Origin of the sequence: Brachybacterium hainanense, assembly GCF_042434575.1 — a bacterium.
In the GTDB taxonomy this organism is placed as follows: domain Bacteria; phylum Actinomycetota; class Actinomycetes; order Actinomycetales; family Dermabacteraceae; genus Brachybacterium; species Brachybacterium hainanense.
The window spans coordinates 13,415-32,856 of sequence record NZ_JBHLSV010000006.1; the positions used below are offsets into that span (position 1 = coordinate 13,415).

Consider the following 19,442-nt stretch of genomic DNA (forward strand, 5'->3'; position numbering starts at 1 on the left):
GCGCCGCCGACATCAGCGGGAGGAGACCAGCGCGTTTCCGACGAGCGTCGACTCCCCGCCGGTGTATGCCGCGCTCTCGGCGCCTCCGTCGGACGGAGCGCCGTCCGGGGCGCCCTCCGGCGGCGTCCTGGGCCGTCCCGCGGCGGGACCTCCGGCGCCGCCGCCGCCCGAGGGCGGCGTGCCACCCATGCCGCCCGAGGCCCCGGGCTGCGTCGTCGGATCGATCGCCACGGGAAGGGTGACGACGAATCCGCTGGTCGCGTCGCCCTCCACAGCGGCCAGCTGCAGCTCACCGCCGTCATCGCCGAACACGTTGTCACCCTCGAGCGACACCTGGGCGAGGTTCTCCGCGCTCCCGGCGTACTCCACGAGCGCATACACGTCCTCGCAGACGGCCTGCGGCAGTGCGACCTGCGAGGTGGCCAGCAGCTCGTCCGTGCTCGTGATCGAGTCCGCGTCCGGGTACACCTCGAAGTGCACGTGCGGCCAGCGCCCCGCATAGCAGGCGGGGAAGATGCTGGTGAACGTGACGGAGCCGTCGGCGCCCGCGACCTGCACCCCGCGCAGGTAGTTCTCCTGCTCGAGGCCCTCCGAGTACAGCGAGTACTCGCCGGCCGCATTGCAGTGCCAGACGTACACGGCCACGCCGTCGTACGGTGCGTTGTCGCTGCTCAGGTCCGTGATCTGCAGGGTCAGGGTCATCGGCACCCCGGGCGCGACCGTCGTCGAGGTGCCGAAGCTCGCGGTGATGTCCTCGCGCACGATCCCCGACTCGGTCAGCACGTTCACGCCGTTCGTCCCGTCCGCGGGATAGGGGCCGTTCGTCTCCTCGGGGATCTCGCCGCTCGCGCTGTCCGTGCCCCCGCCGCCGTCGGAGGCGGCCGAGGTCACGGTCTCCTCGGCGGCATCGGAGCCGCAGGCCGCGAGCCCCAGGACGGCGGCGCCCGTGCCGAGCGCCGCGAGGGCTCGGCGGCGGGAGGTGAGCGTCGCGAGGTCGAACTGCAGGCCCTGGTCGGCGAGCGGCTCATCCTGGTGGGGGAGTCTCCGCCCCTCGTAGGTGTGGTCGTCCATCATCGTCTCCTGATCTCGTCTGGTGGGGATGAGGACGATGCTCCCGGGCCCCCTCATGCGTGGCGTCAGCGACTGCTGTGCGGGACCTGTGCGATCGGATCGAGGAGCGGCCGCCGAGCGGGAGGGCCCCACCCTCCCCGCCGATCCGGCGAAGTATCCGTGCCGTTGCGGCAGCGAGCGAAGAGTCCGTGTCGTTCCGCCTGCGCGCAGTCGACACACGAACACTCCGCTCAGATCTCCGGGCTGCCGACCCGCCGGGGCCGATGCCGGCGAGAGCGGGACGAGCCAGATCGTGCGCGCAGGCGCCCGATCAGGCAGGGCCGACGCGGAAGGAGCCGGTGGGCAGGCCGCGCCGCACCGGGACGGGGCGGCGGCGAGGGATCCAGCAGCGGACCTGGGCGCGGTACTGGAGGTAGGGATCGCCGAAGCGCTCGGCGAGGTCCGCCTCCTCGGGCGGGCGCACCAGCAGATGCCACAGCACCGCCCCCGCGAGCGCGTAGGCCACGACCATCCAGGAGCCGGCGATCAGACCCACCGCCATGCCCTGACCGATCCCGGCCATCGCCATCGGATTGCGGACGTACCGGTAGGGCCCGGCGATCACGAGCGCCCGCGGCATCGCCGACGGCAGCGGGGTCCCGCGTCCGATGCTCGCCATCGTGTACGCGGACCAGACCCCGAGGGCGCTCGCCGCGATCAGCAGCAGCACCCCCGCTCCGGCGACGGCCCAGGCCGCGAGGCTCCAGACGAGCTGCGCCTCGTCCGCCCCGGAGAAGACCGTCCTGCCCAGCCCCGAGGAGCCGTCGGGCAGGGACACGTCCAGCCGCCAGCGGTTCTCCAGCAGCACCACCGGTACGGGGATGACCACGAGGAACAGCGTCCAGAACACGATGATCTGCGCGAAGGTGCTGGCCAGAAGCTCTCGCCGATCGCGGCGTGGAGAGCGGCGGAAGGCGAGGGGGCCGATGAGCACCCGGCGCACAGGCACGCTCCCCAGCAGCAGCTGCGCCCCGGCGAGCACCGTGCCCACGGCGGAGGCGATCATCAGCACCGCCCCGAGCCCCGCGGTCGTCGTCACCGTCGCATAGCCCGCCATGAACAGGGCGATCATGCAGGTCCAGGCGGTGAGGACCGGCACGGCCTCGCGGATCGCGGCAGCCGCGAGCGCGGAGGTCACCACGAACAGCGGCACGTCCAGCACGGCGAGCGGCGCCGCCGGCAGCCCGCCGAGGGTCGCGGCCCGCACCACGGGCGAGGTCGCCACGAGGATCCACCAGATCGCACCGAGGAGGGCCTGCAGCGCGAAGAAGCCGCGCGACAGCGCACGCCAGCGGGCCCTCCGCGACGGGGACAGCCGCGTCGAGCTCCGCCCTGTCCGCGCCGGCTGTGCCGCGGTCATGCCCGTGCCCTGGTCATGACGGCACTGTAGCTCGCGGCGCCGCGATCAGAAACGGGGGATCGCGACGGGCGCGCCCCGACGCGCCGACTCGTACAGCCCGTTGACGACCGCGAGCGCCGTGCGGGCCTCGCGCGTGCCCACCCGCACCTGCCCGCCGGTGCGGATCGCCCGGATCAGGTCCTCGTACTGGAGCCGATGCGCCGACGGGCCGGCCGGAGCCGCCGCCTCGGCGGGCACGTCGTCCATGCCGGTCAGGGACACCAGCCGATCGCCCTCGAGCAGAGCGGAGCCGCGGTCGCCGAAGACCTGCACACGCACGGCCTCGTCGGTGAAGGCCGCGGTCGTGGCATGGAGGAGACCCAGCGCCCCGGATTCGAAGCGGACCACGCCCGCGGCCGTGTCCTCGACCTCGATGCCCTCGTGCGCCAGCAGCGCCGTGTACCCGAAGACCTCGAGGGGCCGGCCCAGGAAGGCGCACAGCAGGTCGACCGTGTGCACGCCCTGGTTCATGAGCGCGCCGCCGCCGTCGAGGGCGACCGTCCCGCGCCAGGCGCCCGAGTCGTAGTAGTCCTGCGAGCGCCACCACGGCACCGAGGCGATCGCGCTGGTCACGCGTCCGAGCCGGCCCCCGTCGAGGGCGGCCTGCACCTGCTCGGTACCGGGGTCGAAGCGATGCTGGGAGATGACGGCCGCCTGCACCCCGGACGCGATCCGGGCCTCGTCGATACGGGCGGCCCGCTCGTCGACCACGTCGATCGGCTTCTCGATGACGACGTGGCGGCCCGCCTCCATCGCCTCGATCGCGAGGACGGCATGCAGCCCCGAGGGCGTGCACACGGCGACCACGTCGATGCCGTGCGTCGGGGCGAGGGCCTCCGCGAGCGAGCCGACCGCGGGGACCCCGTGCTCGGCGGCCATGTCCGCGGCGCGCTCGAGGTCGACGTCGACCACCGCTCCCAGCTCGATGCCGGGCGTGTCGGCGATGACGCGGCAGTGATGGGCGCCGATCACCCCCGCACCGGCCACGGCGACGCGCAGGGGCGGAAGAGGGGCGGCGGGCTGTGCGGTCATCCGGGGTGTCTCCTTCGACGGGCGGGGGCGATCGGGTGAGGTCGTGGGCTCGATCAGGCGAGGTCCGCGAGGGCCTCGAAGCGGGCGAGCCGCTCGCGGTAGTGCTCGGCGTTCCCGGGCACGGGCTCGATGCGGCGCAGCACCGGGGCGGGGGCGCGCTCCGCATCGGGTGCGACCTGCTCGAGGGCGAGCAGCGCCGTGCCCCGCATCGTGGAGCGCGAGATCGCGACGTGGTCGATGGGGCGGTTCAGCGCATCAGCCAGCAGGTGCAGCCAGGCCGGGACCGTCTCCGTCATCCCGCCGGAGAGCACGATGCGCTCCGGCTCGCCGCTGATCTCGCGCAGCTGGTCGGCGATGCGCAGGAACGACAGGGCGAGCCCCTCGAGGGCGCCGCGCAGCAGGTCCGGGGCGGTGGTGGAGGCGGAGACGCCGGCGACCAGGGCGCGGGCGCCGTCGCGCCACTTCGTGCCGCGCTCGCCGGAGAGGAACGGGACCACGAGCGGGGTGCTCGCCGAAGGCGGCGCGGACAGCAGCGTCTGCGTGTCCAGCTCCGCGAGGGCCTCGGGCACGGCCGTCTGCGTGCGGACCCAGTCGAGCATGCGCCCGCAGTCGCTCATGGCGGAGCCGACCAGGGTGCGCCGCGCATCGACCCGGTAGGCCCACAGGCCGCTGGGCAGGCGGTCGGTCTGGGCGGCACCGGTGTCCAGCAGCTGCCGGATCGCCCCCGAGGTCGCGGTCGAGATGCCCCAGGTCCCCGTCCCGGTCGCGTCGATGCCGATGTTCGCGGCGAGCCCGTCCCCGATCACGGGCACCCAGACCGCCTCCGCGAGCTCCGGGTGCCGGGCGGCCAGCGAGCTGCCGGCCAGCGGCACCGTAGCCGAGGGATCGAGAGGAGCGCCCAGCAGCTCCGGATCCGTGCCCGTGGCCTCCAGCAGTTCCGGCACGTACGCCCCGGTGCGGCGGTCGATCATGCCGGCCCAGGCGGCCGATGCGGTGCCGAGCGCGGGCGTGCCCAGCAGCTTCAGCGCCACGTACTCGCCGAGCGCCATCACCCGGTGGGCGCGGCCCAGGATGTCCGGGTGCTCCTCCCGCAGCCAGAGCAGGCGCGGCGCGAGGTACGAGGAGGCGATCCGTGCCCCGGTCCGGTCGTGCAGGGCCGCGGTGTCCAGCCGGTCGCGCAGGACGGCGACCTGGGCGTGGCTGCGGGAATCGGCGTAGGTGATGCAGGGCGTGATCGCCTGTCCTGCCGCATCGACGACGACGAGGGAGGAGGCGAAGGTGTCGATCCCGATGCCGAGGATCGGGCCGGGCGCGGGGCGCGCGAGGACGGCGCGGATCCCGGTGCGCAGCTCCTCGACGATCTGGTCCGCATCGATCGTGGAGGTGCCGTCGGGGGCGGTCGTGAACTGATGGGGAACCTTGTGACGACGTGCCCCCACCTCGCGGCCGCTCGCGTCGTACAGCGCGGCCCGGGACCCGCCCGAGCCCACGTCCAGGCCGATGACCAGCGGAGAGACGGCCTCCTCGGCAGGGGTGTGGAAGCGAGGGGTCACGGGAACCTCCGGTCGGCGTGGCGGACGGGTTCCACCCAGCGTACGGAGCCGCGGCCCTCGCGCAGGGGCGGGTGGCCGCTTGTTGCCACCTGGTGCGCGAGGGCCGCGGAGCCGGCCGTCCGGTGCCGACTACTCGAGCACGCTCTGGCCCAGGAACTCGCCCTGGGCCGCGCCGGGAGGGATCGCGAACACGGCCGAGCCGATGGGGGTGGTCCACTCGTTCATCAGGTCCAGCTCCGCGAGGCGCTGCTGGATGGGCACGAACTGGGCGAGGGGATCGGCCTGGAAGGACACGAACACCTGCCCCGACTCCGAGATCCCGCCCGCGGCGGGGTCGGGCGCGAGGTCGTAGTTGTAGCTGCGACGGAAGATGCTCTGCCCGCCGTCCGCCGCATCGACCCCGCGGGCCCGGCGCACATGCGTGAACTCGCCGATCACGGGGAAGCCGTGGGCGCTCGTCGCGGAGAAGTCCGGCTCGTCGTGCTCGGCCGTCCCGGTGAGCGGGGAGCCGTCGGCGAGCCGCCGTCCCAGCGACTCCTCCCGCCCGGAACGATCCAGCTCGTCCCAGCCGTCGACGTCCATGCGGATCCGGCGGATCACCATCGAGGTGCCCCCGGCGAAGGGGCCGTCCTCGATCCAGACGGTCCGGGCGAAGGGCTCGGTACCCGGGCGCGGGTTCGCGGTCCCGTCGACCTGACCGAACAGGTTCCGCATGGTGGTGCCGGAGGGGACCGCGCCGTGGGCGCGGCGGAAGCCCTGCTGCAGCCAGCGGAGCCGCATCGAGGACCGCGCCCCTTTCAGCAGCATCCGCACCGCATGGGCGAGCGCGAGGGGATCATCGGCGGCGACCTGCAGCATCAGGTCGCCGTCGCAGTACGCCGGATCGAGCGCATCGATCGGGAAGGCCGGCAGCGGGGCGAGCCAGGGCGGCGTCTCCCGTCCCGCCCGGGCCAGGAGCCCGGGGCCGAAGCCCGCGGTCACGGTGAGGCGAGCCGGGACCGCGGCGAGCTCCGGCTCGGTATCCGCGAGCGGGGCGTGTCCGCCGGTGAGGCGGGCGGCATCGGCGGTGAGCACCCGCAGCAGGCGCAGCACCCCGTCCCGGTCCGTCTCCTCGCGCAGGTCCAGGCCGAGGAACGTGGCGTGCGCGGGAGCCGGGGTCTCGATCCCCGCCTGGTGCGGTCCGTGGAAGGGGATCACCCCCTGTCCGTGCAGGACCTCCTCGGGCTCGGGCGCGGCACGCTCGTCCAGGGCCCTCGCGCCGAGCGCGCCGGCACCGGCGCCGATCCCGACGCCGGCCCCGGCGAGCGCGCCTGCCCGCAGCAGCCGCCGCCGCGGCAGCGAGTCCGGCGTCGTCATCGCTGCTCGCCTCCGGCGTCGGAGGCCCCGTGGTCCATGCCGTCCATGCCGGGGGCGTAGTCCTCCTGCGCCCCCGCGAAGTCGCGGATCTGCGCGGTGACGGGCACCTCGAGACCGCCCTCGAGCTCGAGGGTCAGCTCCACCTCGTCCCCCGCGAGCAGGGGGAGGGCGAGGTCCATGAACATGAGATGGTCCCCTCCCGGTTCGAGGACGAGTCTTCCGCCCGCGGGGATCTCGAAGCCGCCCTCCTTCTGCGTCATGGACATGCCGCCGGAGCCGTCCGCGGCGGTCTCGTGCAGCTGGATCTCGGGGGCGGCAGGGCTGCGGGCGCCGATCAGCGTGAGCGGGGCGTCGGAGGTGCTGGTGAGGGTCGCGAAGCCGGCGGTCATCCCGGACTCGGCGGCCTTCACCCAGGCGCCCTCGACGGTCAGCGGGGCGGAGCCGGACGGACCGGATGACGAGGAGGGAGCGGACGGAGCGGCGGAGCCGCCGTCCCCGCAGGCGGCGAGGAGGGCTGAGGTGGGCACCGCCGCGGCGGCGAGGAGGAGCGCGCGGCGGCGCGGCGCGGGGGCAGGGGCGGGAATACGGGCAGGGGTCGACGGAGAAGCCGTCATGGCAGGGTCCTTCGCGGATCGTCGGATGGCGCCGGGACAGGGGTCCCGGCGCCGCTTCAGATGGCGAGGAGCAGGGGCGGTCCGCGCCGCGTGAGCGGGCGCAGGAGGGCACGGCGGCGTCGGGGCAGATGCGCGATCGGCGGGACGGGCCGGGGTCGGGCGGGCGGGCTCACGAGCCGGGCGGCGCGCGGACCACGCCGCCGGAGGAGCGCCTCGGCCGCGGAGAGGGCGAGGCCGATGGCCCGCAGCAGCACCGCCTCGCCCCGATGGATCATCGCGGCGGTCCCCGCGGCGGCTAGCAGGTGGGCGAGCAGCATCGGCCCGCTCAGGTGCGCGGAGTGCGCGAGGTGGGTCATGCTCGTCGCCGGAGCGCCGGTCTGAGCGGCGGCCGCGGCCGCGCTGCCCACCCCCAGATGCAGGTGCATCCCGGGGGCGTCGGACAGGGTCACGGCACCCGAGGACGGTGCGCCGACGACGAAGAGGAGGTGGAACAGCAGCTGGCTGCCGGAGATCGCCGCGAGCAGGCGCGGGGCGCTGAAGCGCGCTCCGGCGAGCGTCGTGCACAGGGTGATCGAGAGCCACCACGGCAGGGCGATGCCCATCCAGCCGGGCACGTCGCCGCCGCCGAGCACGTGTCCCAGCAGCGCGATCGACGTGGCGAGGGTGGCGGCGAGGGCTCCGCGCACCAGGCGCAGCGGTTCCCGTCCCTCGCTCATGGTCCTATTGTGCCCCGTTCCTCTGCCGACGGGATCCGGGCTGGGCGCGGTCAGGACAGGGCGATCGCGTCGCTCACGGCGGCGACCCGGGCACGGGCGAGCTCGACGGTGCGCTCGACGACGAAGCGGGCGGCGTCGCTGCGCGCGACCTTCTCGTGCACCTGGATCGACAGGCGCCGGCGCGGCCCGGGAGGAGCGAGCGGAATCGCGACGATGTCGGGCCGCAGCTCGGAGGCGATGATCGAGGGCTGCACGCTCACGAAGTCGCCGCTCGCGACGAAGCCGAGCACCGCGGAGAAGTCGGAGGGGTTCACGGCGACGCGCGGGGCGAAGCCTGCTGCCCGGCAGGCGGAGGCGATCCGCCCGAACCAGTCCGAGTCCGGAGGGTCGTCGGTCGCCCAGTCGTAGGCGGCGAGCTCCGTGAGAGGCAGGCTGCTCCGTCCGGCGAGGGGATGCTCCCGCCCCACGAGCGCGGAGTATCCCTCCTCGAGGAGGACGCGGGAGATGTATGGCGGGGAGGGGAGGTCCACGGAGGTCTCGCCGATCACGATGTCCGGGACGTAGCCGGGCGGGAAGCCGCGCGTGCAGTCGCGCAGCGTCAGCTCGAGCCCCAGCTCCGGGAAGCGCTCGCGGACGTCACGGGCGATGACCGGCACCCAGGCCGCGGCGACGGAGCTCGCGTAGGACAGGGAGAGGGTCCCGGTGCGGCCCTCGCGGAGGCCGCGGGCGGTGCGCTCGAGCGCATCCAGCGCGTCCAGGACGGTGCCCGCCTCCGCGGCGAGGGTCCGGCCGGCAGGGGTGACGACGATGCCGCGGCCGGAGCGCTCCACGAGCTCCAGGCCCGTGTCCCGGCGCAGGGCGGACAGGTGCTGGCTGACGGCGGAGGGCGTGTACCCGAGCGCCTCGGCGCTCGCCCGGACGCTGCCGGTCTCGACGACGGAGCGCAGCACGCGCAGCTTGAGGGGATCGAGCATGCCCGTGAGCCTACGCCTCGCGCCTCACCCCATCATTCAGCATTGCTGAACGGAGGGTCAGAACTATTCGCTTGTCCTGCTGTGTCGGGCGGGCAAGGATCGAGGTATGTCCTCCTTCGCCATCGGTCTCGTCCTCGTCCTCCTCGTCACCGTCTTCACCGTCCTCGGCGGAGTCCTCTCCCACCGCCTCGCCGCCCGGATCGACGGCGGTGCCGCGGGTCTGCGCTCCGGCCGCGTGGCCCGCGAGCTCGTGCCCGATGCGACCGCGCCCGTCGCCCGGCTGCACCGCCCCGCCGCGGCCCCCGGTGCCGATGCGGAGCAGGAGGCCCTGCGCCGCGTCACCGTCCTCGAGAGCGAGGCGGAGGCGCTGCGCGAGCTCACCTTCGTCGGCCTGCGCTGACCGGAGCCGCGCGTCCGGCGGCTCAGCCCTTCGACGGGCCGAAGCGCGCCGGCGGCAGCGGCGGCGGGACGGCGGCCGGATGCTCCTCGAGCAGGGCGAGGGCTTCGGCCACGCCCCGCTCGAGCTGCGGATCCACCCCGGCGACCCAGGCGCTGGGCGGGAAGGGCACCTCGATGTCCGGGTCCACGCCGTAGTTCTCGATCGACCACTCCACCCCCTCGAACCAGCTGGCGTACTTGGGCTGGGTGATGCCGGTGCCGTCGACGAGGTCGTAGCGCCCGTCGATGCCGATCACACCGCCCCAGGTGCGCGTCCCGATCACGGGGCCGATTCCCATCGCCCGGGAGACCGCGTTCACGATGTCGCCGTCGGAGCCGGCCTCCTGGTTGGTGACCAGCACGAGGGGGCCCCGCGGCGCGAAGGCCGGGTAGGTGTCCGGGCGCTGGTGGCGCGGGTAGCCCCAGGACAGGACGCGACGGGCCAGCCGGTCGGTGACCAGCTGCGAGGTGTGCCCGCCGTTGTTGTAGCGCACGTCCACGACGATCCCCTCGCGTCCCGAGGCCTCGCGCAGATCGCGGTGCATCTGCGCCCAGCCGCCGGAGACCATGTCGGGGATGTGCAGGTAGCCGAGTCGCCCGCCGGACAGCTCCGCGACCGCGGCGCGCCGCGAGGCCACCCACGCCTGGTAGCGCAGCTGCGTGTCATCGGCCAGCGGCACCACGACCACGCGCCGCTCGCGGCCGTCGCGGGAGAGGACCAGCTCCGTGGGGCGGCCCGCGGAGCCGATCAGCAGCTCCTCCACACCGCGCGCGGCGTCGACGTCCCGCCCGTCGACGCGCACGATCGCATCGCCGACCTCCGCGGCGACCCCGGGGGCGCGCAGGGGGCTGCGGGCGTCCGGATCGGTCGAGTCGCCCGGCAGGATCCGCGCGATCACCCAGGCATCGCCGTCGCGGCGCAGGTCCACGCCCAGGTGCGCCGGGGTCTCCGGCAGGTCATGGCTCGCCGCCTTCGGCATGATGTAGGCGTGCGAGGTGCCGAGCTCGCCGACGACCTCCCACATCATGTCGGCGAAGTCGTCCTCCGTGACGACCCGGTCGATCACCTCGTCGTACCAGCTGGTCATGGCGTGCCAGTCCTGGCCGTCCATGTCCTCGCGCCAGTATTGCTGAGCCATGATCCGGTAGCTGTCCCAGAGCATGCCGCGCCGCTCCGCGACCGGATCCACGGCGAGGCGCAGGCGCTCGGTGCCGATGCCGATCCGGGCAGGATCCTCGTCCTCGACCTTCCGGTCGGAGGGGATCGCGGTCCAGCTCGTGCCCTGGCGGATCACGAGCACGTCGCCGCTGCCGGAGACCTCGACCGCGTCCACGCCCTCCGCGAGGACGGTGAGCTTCCGGTCCGCGAGGTTCCAGTGCTCGAGCACCGGCTTCGGGCCCTCCCCCTCGACGCCCGCGCGGGCGGTGCCGAGAACGCCTTCCTGCGGCTGCCGGATCCAGATGAATCCGCTGGTCACGGCGTGCAGATCCCGCATATGCCCGGACTCGACGGGGAAGGGCACGATGCGCTCCTCCGCCGCGTCCGCGTCGATCACGGTGCGCGGCGGCGTCTTCGCGGCCCCGGCCCCCGCGGCGCTGTCCGCGCTCGCCGGGGAGGTCGTGTCCGCGCCGCTGCCGGGGGCCGGGGTCTTCGCGCCCTCCGCTCCCGCGGCTGCGCCGGTGCCCGCCCCGGCCATGACGGTCGGGCTGTCCGCGCCGTTCCCGTCCGTGCGGTCGCCGTCCTTGCCGTCGCCGGCCTCGGCCGCGCTCGTCCAGCCGTCCGCGTCGGGGCCGAAGGGATCCCGGGTGGTGCGCTCGAGCGGCAGCAGGAACGGTCGCTGCGAGGAGATGAAGGCGAGGTCGAAGACGAGGTCGTCGTACTGGGTCTCGAAGGTGCGCCCGGACAGGAAGGCGAGATGCTTGCCGTCGGCGCTGAACGCCGGATCGAAGTCAGAGGTGCGCCCGCTGGTCAGGGCTCGCACGGCCTCCTCGGAATCGGTCGGCGCCTCCGCGTCCAGCAGGAGCAGGCGGTCCAGCTCCCAGCTGTTCGGCTCCGTCCACACGAGGAAGCGGCCGTCCGGGGACCAGCTCGCGGAGCGGATCTCGCCGCCCTCGCTGCGCGAGACCTCGCGCAGCGCTGTGAGCGTGGGCGGGGCCGGCTCCGCGGCCGATGCCGCCGCGGCGTCCGGTCCGGCCGCCGGGTCCGCGACGCCGTCGAGCTCGGCGAGCCACAGCCGGTTGTCGTGCGTGGACAGGGCCACGCGTGCTCCGTCCGGGGACGGGAAGGCGTGCAGGATCCGGCCGATCCCGCCGTCGGTGAGCGCGCCGATGCCGAGGGGCACCTCCGGCCCGCCCGCGTCCAGGCGCCGCACGTGCAGGTCGTCGGAGCCGACGCCGCCGGAGACCCGATCCTGCTGCGCCGCGGCATCGGAGACGAACAGCGCGAAGGGCGAGCGGCCCAGCGGCCGCACCTCGCGGATCCGCAGCCCGGATTCGCCGGCGAGCAGACGCGCGGGACCGCCGCGATGCGTGAGCAGGTGCGCGGTGCCGCGCCATTCGACGAGGCTCGCCCGGGCATCGTGCGTGGGACGCATGGCCAGCAGGTTCTCCGCCGGGTCGATGCGACGGGGCCGACGCGCGGCGGCCACGCCCGCGGTGCGCACCTCGACCTCCCGCGGTGCCGCGTCCAGGGAGTCCATGGCGAACAGACGGCCGCGTGAGGTGAACACGATGGTGGTGCCGTCTGTCGCGGGCTCGCGCAGGTAGCCCTGCTCGCTCGTGAGGTCCGTGTGGCGGCGCAGATCGGTGCCCGTCGCATCCACGGACCAGAGGTTGCCGCTCGCCCGGTCGGTGAGGGCGGCGCCGGGGCCGGGTGTGTCCGCGGCGAAGATCAGCCGGTCCCCGTACCAGGCCACGCGCGTCTTCCCGGCGAGGATCTCGTCCAGCAGCGGCTCCCAGGTGCGCTGGGCGTGCGCCTCGCGCGGGGCGTCCAGGGCGAGGGGCTCGCGCGAGATCCACAGCTTGGGCGCGGTGCCGCCCTGGTAGTGCTTCCAGGTCGCGGACTCGCGGCGCCACATGGTCACGACCACGGTCGTGCCGTCCTCATGGATCGCCGCCTCGCTCGAGCGGCCCAGCGGCAGGAGCTCGGCGGAGCCGTCCAGGCCGAGCGCCCACAGCTGGGCGTCCCGCAGGGACAGCGGGGCGCCGTGCGCGGTGGTCATGAGGATGCGGCCGTCCTCCAGCCAGCCGGCCACGCGCGTCGTGCGGTTCCCGGTCACCGTCAGGCGGCGCGGGGCCTGGGAGCCGTCCGCGGCGACGACGAACACCTCGGGGCTGCCGGTCACGAGGGAGACGTAGGCGACATGGGCGCCGTCGGGGGAGAAGCGGGGGAAGCGCACGGGGGCGCCGTCGTCGGTGAGGCGCCAGGCCTGTCCGCCGGCGAGCGGGGCGAGCCATACGTCGTCCGCGGCGGTGAAGACGACGAGGTCGCCGTGCACGTCCGGATGCCGCAGATAGCCCGCGGACCCGGCCGCGGCGGATGCAGGGGCGGGAGCTGATGAGGAGGTCGCTGTCATGCACCTCACCTTAGGCCGGGCGGCGGACGTCCGGCGCCCGCTTCTCCGGGCGGGTCGCCGCGGGCGCCCTCGGCTCAGCCCGTCAGCAGCTCCTGCATGGCGTGCAGAGCGACGGCGAGCTCGGCCCGGGTGGCGGCACGGTCGGGCACGAGGACGTCCGGGGCGGGGTCCATCGCGTTCACGAGCTGGGTGCCGTCGGAGGCGATCCGACTGCGCTCGAGGGCTCCGGCGGCGCTCGCCCAGCGCAGCGGGAGGGTCGCGGGATCATCGGCCGGGACGTCCTCGAAGGCCGCCGCGGAGGCGGGATCGACGGCGCGGCCCGCCGCGACGAGCCCGCCGGAGAAGGCGGACATGAGCGCGGCGGCCAGGTCCTGGCGCGACAGCTCCCGCTCGCCGTGCACGGCGAGGTCCGCATCTCCCCAGAGGATCCCGCGGGTGCCGGTCCACTGCAGGGCCTGCCCCTCCTCGCCGTCCGGAAGGTCCGTGAACACGGGTGTCTCCAGGGAGGTCTCCGGGGCGCCGGCGAAGCGGTGCAGGGCCAGGGCGAGGGTCCCGCGGACAGCGGCACCGTCGGGCGCGAAGATCCCGTCCTCGCCACCGGGGACGAGGCCCTCCTCGGCGGCCCACTCGATCGCCTCCCGGGCGGGATGGTCCTCGCCCACGTCGGAGAACATCGGCGGGTCCGGGGTCGGCGTCGGGGCTTCCGCGGTGCGAGGGGCGGACGTCGGGCGGGGGGCCGGCTGCGGGGCGCGGGTGCTTCCGTGGAGGGCGGCGGCGACCACGCCGCCCAGGGGGAGCAGGGCGGCGGCGCCGATCCCGGCGGCGGCCAGGCGACGGCTGATCCGCGTCCCGGAGCGCGGGGCCGCGGGCGGCGCGGCTGCCTCGGCCGCCCGGGATCGCGCCGTGGGGTCCGTGCCCGGGATCCGCGGCGGGACGGGCCGGCGCATCACAGCCATCCCAGCTCCTTCATCCGCTGCAGGAGCAGGTCGAGCACGAACAGGTTCCCCCAGCCGTTGAGATGGATGTCGTCGCTGCCGACGAGGGCGGGCGGGGTGATCCCCTGCGCGAGGGCGTCGTGGGTGGCGGCCTGCTCCATGATGCGCAGCGGCGCGACCGGACCCCGGGAGAGGGCCGCGGGATCCGCGAAGGCGCCGGCGAGGTCCAGGAAGTGCCGGTCGTATCGGGAGGCCTGCTCCGCGTTGACGGCCGCGAGGGCCTCGCCCGTGTCGGATCCGACCGGGTCCGCGGGCGTCGCCCACTGGCCCAGGACCAGGCTGTCCTCCTCAGGGACGTCGGCCGCGTCCCAGATCGCCTGGGTGTGCGCGAGGACCGTGGCGGTGTCGCGGATGTTGTTCTTGCCGATCCACAGCAGCTGCCGGCTGCCGGCGGCCTGCGCGCCCAGATGCGAGGTGAGCGTGCCGGCGGGGGTGACGGCGGAGGGGTCCTGGGGCTCGAAGGTCCAGGCGCCGTCCAGGGTGCGCACCTGTCCGTCGACGCCGGCGATGTCCGCGGGGAACTCGATGCCGTCCACGGCGCCGATCCCGGGCTCGAGGGCGATCCGCACCCGTCCGGTCGTCTCCGCGGCCGGGGTCGCCCGCGGGGTCTCGAGGCCGCGCTGCAGCATCGTGTGCACGCTGAGGGTGGCGCCGACGGCGTGGTTGGCGACCGTCGCGGGGGCGAGGGCCAGGGCGAGGCGGTCGGAGAGCCGGACCGTCAGCGGCGTGCCCTCCTCGGCTCGGCCGTAGGCCATCGAGGAGGAGCCCCAGCAGGTGAGGGCACGCATCTGCCGGGGAAGCGCGAAGAAGTCGCGGCCCGATGCCGTGCCGGTGCTCGTTCCCGAGGTGCCGCCCTCCGTGAGGACGGGGCCCGCGGGCTGAGGCGGCATGCTGGATCCTTCCGCGGTGTTCGGGGCGGGAGTGGCAGGGGAGGTCGCGAGGGGCGTCCCCGCAGTTCATACCGTAGACGGCCGAGGCCCGCAGGACGCGGAGCGACGCGAGGAATCCGCGTCGCGTCCGTCACCGGTCAGGGCGCGAGCATCCGGCGCAGCAGCAGCGACGGGGCGCGCCGCAGCTGATCCCGGTCGTCCTCGCCGGCGCCGTCCTGACCGAGGGCTCGTTCGTCGAGGCCGCGGAGCATGCCGAAGGCGGCGGCGCCCTGCAGCGGCGCCGGGAGGTCGGTGGAGATCGCGCCGCAGGAGCGCCCGGCCTCGAGGGCGCCCAGCACCCAGGCGCGCAGCGACTCGAGCAGCGCGGTGCGGGCATCGGGGGCGGACGCGCCGGGCAGGTAGATGATCCGTCCCAGCAGGGCGAGGGCCGGGTCCTCGGCGGTGAGGCGCGCGAGGTCGTCGAGCATGTCCTCGACCCGGTCCCAGAAGCCGGGGCCGGCGAGGCTCGCGGGGGCCGGCGGCGTCCAACGGCCCCGGACCTCGGCGACGAGGCTGGTCACGACGGCATCGAGCAGCTCCGCCTTGGAGCCGATCGCGTGGTAGAAGGAGCTCTTCGAGATCCCGGCGGCGCGGATGATGCGGTTCAGCGAGGCGCCGTCGTATCCGGCTGCGGAGAACTCCGCGACGGTCGCCTCGAGGAGGGCTCGGCGGTGGGGACCGCGGAACGGGTCGGTGCTCATGTCGACCACCCTACTGGACCAGGTGGTCCAATCAGGGTATCGTCGAGTGGACCGGATGGTCCACAGGAGGTCCCATGATCGACGACGCCCCGCTCGCCCACCAGCTCGCCGCCCAGCAGCAGGACCGCCTGCGCGTGCTCGTCGTCGGTGCCGGCGTCGCCGGCGTCGCCCTCGCGCAGCTGCTGCGCCGTCAGGGCCTCCACCCCGTGCTCGTCGACCGCGTCGACGTGCGCGCCCATCCCGGGTACATGCTCGCCCTCATGCCCGGCGTCGACGCCGCGATCCGCGATCTCGGCGCCGTCGACGCCTACCGCGCCGCGAGCACCCCGCTGGGCGGCTACCGCTTCCGCTCCCACCGCGGGGCGGAGGTGCGCACCGACGACCTGGGCGAGCTGCTCAACGTCCACGGCGACTACCGCGGCATCTCCCGCGGCGCGCTCCTGGACGTCCTCGCGGGGGACGGCTGCCCCGTGAGCAGCCCTGTCACCGTCGCCGCGCTCTCCCGTCGCGCCGAGATGACCCGCGTCCGCTTCGACACCGGGGCCGAGGCGGAGTTCCATCTGGTGGTCGGCGCCGACGGGATGCGCTCGCGCATGCGCGAGCTGCTCCTCCCGGGAGAGGTCCAGAGGGTGCGCACCGGCTGGTCCGGCTGGGTCGCCTGGGCCGATGACGCCGGCGATCCCACCCTCGGCGAGGAGCTGTGGGGCGACGGCTCCTTCCTGGGCGTCTATCCCGTGAAGGATCGCCTGGGCGTGTTCCTGGGCGGTCCCGACGCAGCGCTCGAGGCCGGGCCGGACGCCTTCGTCGCGCAGTTCCGCCGCCGTGTGCCGCAACGGGGCGAGCGCCTGGACGCCGCGCTCGAGGCGGTCCTCGCGGACCCTGCGCCGTACCTGTGGCACCTGGACGATGCCCGCTCCCCGCGCTGGGTGCTGCCGGGAGGGGTGCTGCTGGGCGACGCCGCCGCCGGCTTCCTGCCCACGGCCGGGCTCGGCGCGGGCATGGCGGTCGAATCCGCATGGGTGCTCGCCCGCATCCTCGACCATGCGGATCGCGACACGCTTCCGCGGCTGCTCGGCGCCTGGGAGGACGCGCAGCGCCCCCGCATCGAATCCGCCCAGGCGACCTCTCGCACCCTCGCCCGCCTCATGTTCCGCCGCGGGAGGCTGCTCGCCCTCGCCCGCGAGGCCGTCCTGCGCCGGATGTCCGTGCGCGCCGCCCTGGGGCCGATCCTCCGCCTGCTCGAGGACCGCCCCGATCCCGATGCGATCGCCCGGGCGGCGCTCGCCGGACGCTGACCGCCTTCTCAGCCCCAGTCGTAGTCCACGACGACGGGGGAGTGGTCCGCCAGCCGGGTCCCGGCATGGTCCCGGTCCACCACGGCGCGCATCGCGCTGCGGGCCAGGCGCGGCGTCGCCAGGTGGTAGTCGATCCGCCAGCCGGCATCCTCCGCGAAGGATCGCCCCAGCCACGACCACCACGAGTATGGTCCGTTCTCGCCCGGGTGGAGATGGCGCACCACGTCGACGAGCGTGCGCGGGGACAGCTGCGCGCCCAGCCAGGCCCGCTCCTCGGGCAGGAAGCCGTCGGTCTGCTGGTTGCGCCGCCAGGCGGCGAGGTCCAGCTCCTGGTGGGCGATGTTCAGGTCGCCCATCAGGAGGAGCTCGCGACCCTCGCGCGCCGCCGCGCGCCGGGTGCGCGTCAGGTACCGGGCGAAGCCGTCCAGGAAGCGCATCTTCCGCGCGTAGCGGGCCCCTCCGTCGGGGGCCTCCCGCATCCGCTCGGGGCGCTGCAGATGCGCGGGGAGGCCGCCCTTGGGCAGGTAGAGGCAGGCGAGGGTGAGAGGGGCGTCGGCGAGATCGACCTCGAGATATCGACCCTGGGAGGCGAAGGGGCCGAGCCCGCGCGCGAGCGGGGTCCGGTCCGGGGCCGGGATCTCTCGCATCGGCCCGGAGGGGTCGCCGAGCAGGGCGCTCCCGGCCCAGGTGCGCACCGCCGCAGGCGGTCGGCGGGTGAGCACCGCGACCCCGTTGCGGCCCGGCAGGTTCCCAGCGTCGAGGGTGACGTGGAAGTCGCCGAAGGCGCCGTCCGGGATCTTCGCGGGCTGGGCGCGGATCTCCTGGAGCGCGACCGCGTCGCAGTCGCGCCCGGCGAGCCAGTCGCCGAAGCCGCGGCGCAGCGCCGCACGGATCCCGTTGACGTTGGCGGTCGCGATGCGGAGCATCCTGCGAGCCTAGCGATCAGCGCCTGGCGATCAGCTCGCGCCGACCGGGTCGCCCTGGACGGGCCCCTCCGTGCTCGGCTTCCAGCCGAGCGCCGGGGCGACGTGCTCGGCGACGTTCTGGAGGATGCGCAGGTTCAGCGCGACGCCCATCTGCGAGGGGATCGTGAGCATGAGGGTGTCCGCGGCCTCGACCGCGGGGTCGGCCTGCAGCTGGGTGATGAGCTGGTCGGGCTCGCCGGTGTAGGTGCGGCCGAAGGTCGAGCGCATCCCGTCGATGATGCCGATCTGGTCGGAGGCCTCGCCCGGGCGCATGCCGAACAGCAGACGGTCCTCCCCGGTGACCACGGGGAAGATGCTGCGGGAGATCGACACGCGCGGGCTGCCGGTGTGGCCGGCCTCCCGGTAGGCGGCGCGGAAGCGGTCGATCTGCTCGCGCTGGAGCTCGCCGAAGGAGTCGCCGGTCGCCTCGGTGAGGAGGGTCGAGCTCATGAGGTTCAGGCCCTGGCGGCCCACCTGCTCGGCGCTGTCGCGGGATCCCGCGCCCCACCAGATCCGGTCGATCAGGCCGGGGGAGTGGGGTTCGATGCGCAGCCCCGCACCCGGAGCGACAGGCGCCCCGTACGGGGACTGGGCGGCGCGGGCCATCGGCCTGCCGCGCACGGCCTCGAGGAAGACCTCGAACTTCTCGCGGGCGATGTCCGCGCCGCGCGGGTCGGTGGAGCCGGTGTAGCCGAAGGCCTCCCAGCCGCGGTCGGCGGGCTCGGGGCTCCCGCGGGAGACGCCGAGGGCGACCCTGCCGTCGGCGATGAGGTCGAGTGCCGCGGCCTCCTCCGCGAGGTAGAGGGGGTTCTCGTAGCGCATGTCGATCACCCCGGTGCCGACCTCGATGCGCTGCGTGCGGGCCGCGATCGCGGACAGCAGCGGCATGGGCGAGGCGGACTGCGTGGCGAAGTGGTGGACGCGGAAGTAGGCGCCGTTGACGCCCAGGTCGTCCGCGCCCTGGGCGATGTCGATCGCGTCGTGCAGCATCTGACGGGCGTCGACGCCGCGCACGCCCCCGCCGTTGCCGTAATGGCCGAAGCTCAGGAATCCGAAGGCTCTCATGATGAGCCCAACGCTAGCAGGTGGTTGAATATTGCACCACTTGCCTCGGGGCCGCTGCTCGCATCAGACCGATCCTGCGAGCAGCGGTCCCCGTCAGCGCTGTCGCCTCACGCGACGGCGGTTCCTTCGAGCTCCACCATCTGGCCGGGGATCGCCAGGCGGGCGACCCCGAGCATCGTGGTGGTGGGGGCGACGTCGGGAGTGATGAGCGAGGTCTGTCGAGTCGTCCTCGCCGGGCACCGGCTCCGCTTCCGCTACGCCGCCCCCGAGGCGACGCCGACGTCACGAACCGTCGGCCCGATCGGACTGGTCGCCGTGCGCGGTCGTACCTATCTGCTCGCCACCAGGTCCGGGGAGGACCGCGCCTACCGGCTGTCGCGCGTGCTGAGCGCGAAGATGCTTCCCGATCCGGCGCAGCGCCCCGCACAGGTCGACCTCGACCGCATCTGGGCCGAGCGCTGCGCGCAGTTCCTCTCGAGCGACCACATCCCCGTGATCCTCCGCGTCAGGCGATCGCGCCGGGAGGAGCTGCGGGACATGGCGCGGGCCGTCCGCGGCGAGGAGGCGGAGCCGGATGGCTGGGTGCGTCTCGAGGTGACCTTCGAGGACCTGTGGCACGCGGTCTGGGCCGTATGACAGCTCGACCTGGACGCCGAGGTGCTGACGCCCGGCTCTCTCAGGGCGGCTCTGCATGGGCGCGCTTGCGAACTCGTGGCTCTGTACGG

17 protein-coding genes and 1 pseudogene are annotated in these 19,442 nt (G+C 74.5%); 3 read left to right on the forward strand and 15 right to left on the reverse strand.

All coding sequences use genetic code 11. The features are described from left to right. Positions 1–12: 12 nt before the first annotated feature. The 8 genes from ACFFF6_RS06665 to ACFFF6_RS06700 form a co-directional block, all read right to left on the reverse strand. A complete protein-coding gene (locus tag ACFFF6_RS06665; RefSeq protein WP_376979356.1) occupies positions 13–1,071 on the reverse strand; it encodes an intradiol ring-cleavage dioxygenase in 1,059 nt (352 codons plus the stop codon). 310 nt (positions 1,072–1,381) lie between these two features. Next, positions 1,382–2,470: a methyltransferase family protein gene (locus ACFFF6_RS06670; RefSeq protein ID WP_376979358.1), complete on the reverse strand. Its 1,089-nt coding sequence runs from the start codon at positions 2,468–2,470 to the stop codon at positions 1,382–1,384. 45 nt (positions 2,471–2,515) lie between these two features. Further along, positions 2,516–3,541: a Gfo/Idh/MocA family protein gene (locus ACFFF6_RS06675; protein WP_376979360.1), complete on the reverse strand. Its 1,026-nt coding sequence runs from the start codon at positions 3,539–3,541 to the stop codon at positions 2,516–2,518. A 53-nt stretch (positions 3,542–3,594) separates the two neighbouring features. Continuing rightward, a complete protein-coding gene (locus ACFFF6_RS06680; protein WP_376979362.1) occupies positions 3,595–5,094 on the reverse strand; it encodes a gluconokinase in 1,500 nt (499 codons plus the stop codon). A 129-nt stretch (positions 5,095–5,223) separates the two neighbouring features. Further along, on the reverse strand, positions 5,224–6,450 hold the full coding sequence (locus ACFFF6_RS06685) for a Dyp-type peroxidase (RefSeq protein ID WP_376979364.1): 1,227 nt from the start codon (positions 6,448–6,450) through the stop codon (positions 5,224–5,226). After that, on the reverse strand, positions 6,447–7,064 hold the full coding sequence (locus ACFFF6_RS06690) for a copper chaperone PCu(A)C (RefSeq protein WP_376979366.1): 618 nt from the start codon (positions 7,062–7,064) through the stop codon (positions 6,447–6,449). Before ACFFF6_RS06690 ends, ACFFF6_RS06685 begins: the two co-directional genes overlap by 4 nt. A gap of 56 nt (positions 7,065–7,120) precedes the next feature. After that, positions 7,121–7,780: a hypothetical protein gene (locus ACFFF6_RS06695; RefSeq protein ID WP_376979368.1), complete on the reverse strand. Its 660-nt coding sequence runs from the start codon at positions 7,778–7,780 to the stop codon at positions 7,121–7,123. A 50-nt stretch (positions 7,781–7,830) separates the two neighbouring features. Continuing rightward, positions 7,831–8,754, reverse strand: coding sequence for a LysR family transcriptional regulator (locus ACFFF6_RS06700; RefSeq protein ID WP_376979370.1), 924 nt, complete (start codon positions 8,752–8,754; stop codon positions 7,831–7,833). A 106-nt stretch (positions 8,755–8,860) separates the two neighbouring features. Here ACFFF6_RS06700 and ACFFF6_RS06705 point away from each other — a divergent pair, with 106 nt between their 5' ends. Further along, positions 8,861–9,154, forward strand: coding sequence for a hypothetical protein (locus tag ACFFF6_RS06705; protein ID WP_376979372.1), 294 nt, complete (start codon positions 8,861–8,863; stop codon positions 9,152–9,154). Positions 9,155–9,176: 22 nt separating this feature from the next. On the opposite strand, the gene ACFFF6_RS06710 is transcribed toward ACFFF6_RS06705, so the two are convergent. The 4 genes from ACFFF6_RS06710 to ACFFF6_RS06725 all read right to left on the reverse strand — a co-directional run bounded on the left by ACFFF6_RS06710 (position 9,177) and on the right by ACFFF6_RS06725 (position 15,392). Further along, positions 9,177–12,767 (reverse strand): S41 family peptidase, encoded by a 3,591-nt coding sequence (locus tag ACFFF6_RS06710; RefSeq protein WP_376979374.1) that lies wholly within the window; start codon positions 12,765–12,767, stop codon positions 9,177–9,179. A gap of 74 nt (positions 12,768–12,841) precedes the next feature. Beyond that, the gene (locus ACFFF6_RS06715) at positions 12,842–13,723 is read right to left on the reverse strand and encodes an S-layer homology domain-containing protein (RefSeq protein WP_376979376.1); all 882 of its coding nucleotides are present in this window, start codon (positions 13,721–13,723) and stop codon (positions 12,842–12,844) included. Then, the gene (locus tag ACFFF6_RS06720) at positions 13,714–14,652 is read right to left on the reverse strand and encodes a hypothetical protein (RefSeq protein WP_376979378.1); all 939 of its coding nucleotides are present in this window, start codon (positions 14,650–14,652) and stop codon (positions 13,714–13,716) included. Before ACFFF6_RS06720 ends, ACFFF6_RS06715 begins: the two co-directional genes overlap by 10 nt. Positions 14,653–14,789: 137 nt before the next feature. Then, a complete protein-coding gene (locus tag ACFFF6_RS06725; RefSeq protein WP_376979380.1) occupies positions 14,790–15,392 on the reverse strand; it encodes a TetR/AcrR family transcriptional regulator in 603 nt (200 codons plus the stop codon). 74 nt (positions 15,393–15,466) lie between these two features. Here ACFFF6_RS06725 and ACFFF6_RS06730 point away from each other — a divergent pair, with 74 nt between their 5' ends. Further along, positions 15,467–16,687 carry an FAD-dependent oxidoreductase gene (locus ACFFF6_RS06730; RefSeq protein ID WP_376979382.1) on the forward strand — a complete coding sequence of 407 codons (1,221 nt, stop codon included), beginning with the start codon at positions 15,467–15,469 and terminating at the stop codon, positions 16,685–16,687. Positions 16,688–16,695: 8 nt separating this feature from the next. On the opposite strand, the gene ACFFF6_RS06735 is transcribed toward ACFFF6_RS06730, so the two are convergent. From ACFFF6_RS06735 to ACFFF6_RS06745, 3 genes and pseudogenes are all read right to left on the reverse strand, one after another. After that, the gene (locus tag ACFFF6_RS06735) at positions 16,696–17,613 is read right to left on the reverse strand and encodes an exodeoxyribonuclease III (RefSeq protein WP_376979384.1); all 918 of its coding nucleotides are present in this window, start codon (positions 17,611–17,613) and stop codon (positions 16,696–16,698) included. A gap of 30 nt (positions 17,614–17,643) precedes the next feature. Then, complete coding sequence (locus tag ACFFF6_RS06740; protein WP_376979386.1) at positions 17,644–18,717, reverse strand: LLM class flavin-dependent oxidoreductase; 1,074 nt, start codon at positions 18,715–18,717, stop codon at positions 17,644–17,646. Positions 18,718–18,824: 107 nt separating this feature from the next. Further along, positions 18,825–18,911: pseudogene (locus ACFFF6_RS06745) on the reverse strand (RidA family protein); the annotation flags it as partial. A gap of 10 nt (positions 18,912–18,921) precedes the next feature. Here ACFFF6_RS06745 and ACFFF6_RS06750 point away from each other — a divergent pair. Further along, positions 18,922–19,353: a WYL domain-containing protein gene (locus ACFFF6_RS06750; RefSeq protein ID WP_376979388.1), complete on the forward strand. Its 432-nt coding sequence runs from the start codon at positions 18,922–18,924 to the stop codon at positions 19,351–19,353. Positions 19,354–19,442: the final 89 nt, after the last annotated feature.

Bases quoted from the DNA above. Each gene is read 5' to 3' on its own strand.
- ACFFF6_RS06705 (WP_376979372.1), top strand. From the start codon at position 8,861: ATGTCCTCCTTCGCCATCGGTCTCGTCCTCGTCCTCCTCGTCACCGTC.
- ACFFF6_RS06685 (WP_376979364.1), bottom strand. From the start codon at position 6,450: ATGACGACGCCGGACTCGCTGCCGCGGCGGCGGCTGCTGCGGGCAGGC.
- ACFFF6_RS06665 (WP_376979356.1), bottom strand. From the start codon at position 1,071: ATGGACGACCACACCTACGAGGGGCGGAGACTCCCCCACCAGGATGAG.
- ACFFF6_RS06670 (WP_376979358.1), bottom strand. From the start codon at position 2,470: ATGACCGCGGCACAGCCGGCGCGGACAGGGCGGAGCTCGACGCGGCTG.
- ACFFF6_RS06735 (WP_376979384.1), bottom strand. From the start codon at position 17,613: ATGCTCCGCATCGCGACCGCCAACGTCAACGGGATCCGTGCGGCGCTG.
- ACFFF6_RS06700 (WP_376979370.1), bottom strand. From the start codon at position 8,754: ATGCTCGATCCCCTCAAGCTGCGCGTGCTGCGCTCCGTCGTCGAGACC.
- ACFFF6_RS06740 (WP_376979386.1), bottom strand. From the start codon at position 18,717: ATGAGAGCCTTCGGATTCCTGAGCTTCGGCCATTACGGCAACGGCGGG.
- ACFFF6_RS06690 (WP_376979366.1), bottom strand. From the start codon at position 7,064: ATGACGGCTTCTCCGTCGACCCCTGCCCGTATTCCCGCCCCTGCCCCC.
- ACFFF6_RS06675 (WP_376979360.1), bottom strand. From the start codon at position 3,541: ATGACCGCACAGCCCGCCGCCCCTCTTCCGCCCCTGCGCGTCGCCGTG.
- ACFFF6_RS06715 (WP_376979376.1), bottom strand. From the start codon at position 13,723: ATGGCTGTGATGCGCCGGCCCGTCCCGCCGCGGATCCCGGGCACGGAC.
- ACFFF6_RS06710 (WP_376979374.1), bottom strand. From the start codon at position 12,767: ATGACAGCGACCTCCTCATCAGCTCCCGCCCCTGCATCCGCCGCGGCC.
- ACFFF6_RS06720 (WP_376979378.1), bottom strand. From the start codon at position 14,652: ATGCCGCCTCAGCCCGCGGGCCCCGTCCTCACGGAGGGCGGCACCTCG.
- ACFFF6_RS06730 (WP_376979382.1), top strand. From the start codon at position 15,467: ATGATCGACGACGCCCCGCTCGCCCACCAGCTCGCCGCCCAGCAGCAG.
- ACFFF6_RS06695 (WP_376979368.1), bottom strand. From the start codon at position 7,780: ATGAGCGAGGGACGGGAACCGCTGCGCCTGGTGCGCGGAGCCCTCGCC.
- ACFFF6_RS06725 (WP_376979380.1), bottom strand. From the start codon at position 15,392: ATGAGCACCGACCCGTTCCGCGGTCCCCACCGCCGAGCCCTCCTCGAG.
- ACFFF6_RS06750 (WP_376979388.1), top strand. From the start codon at position 18,922: ATGAGCGAGGTCTGTCGAGTCGTCCTCGCCGGGCACCGGCTCCGCTTC.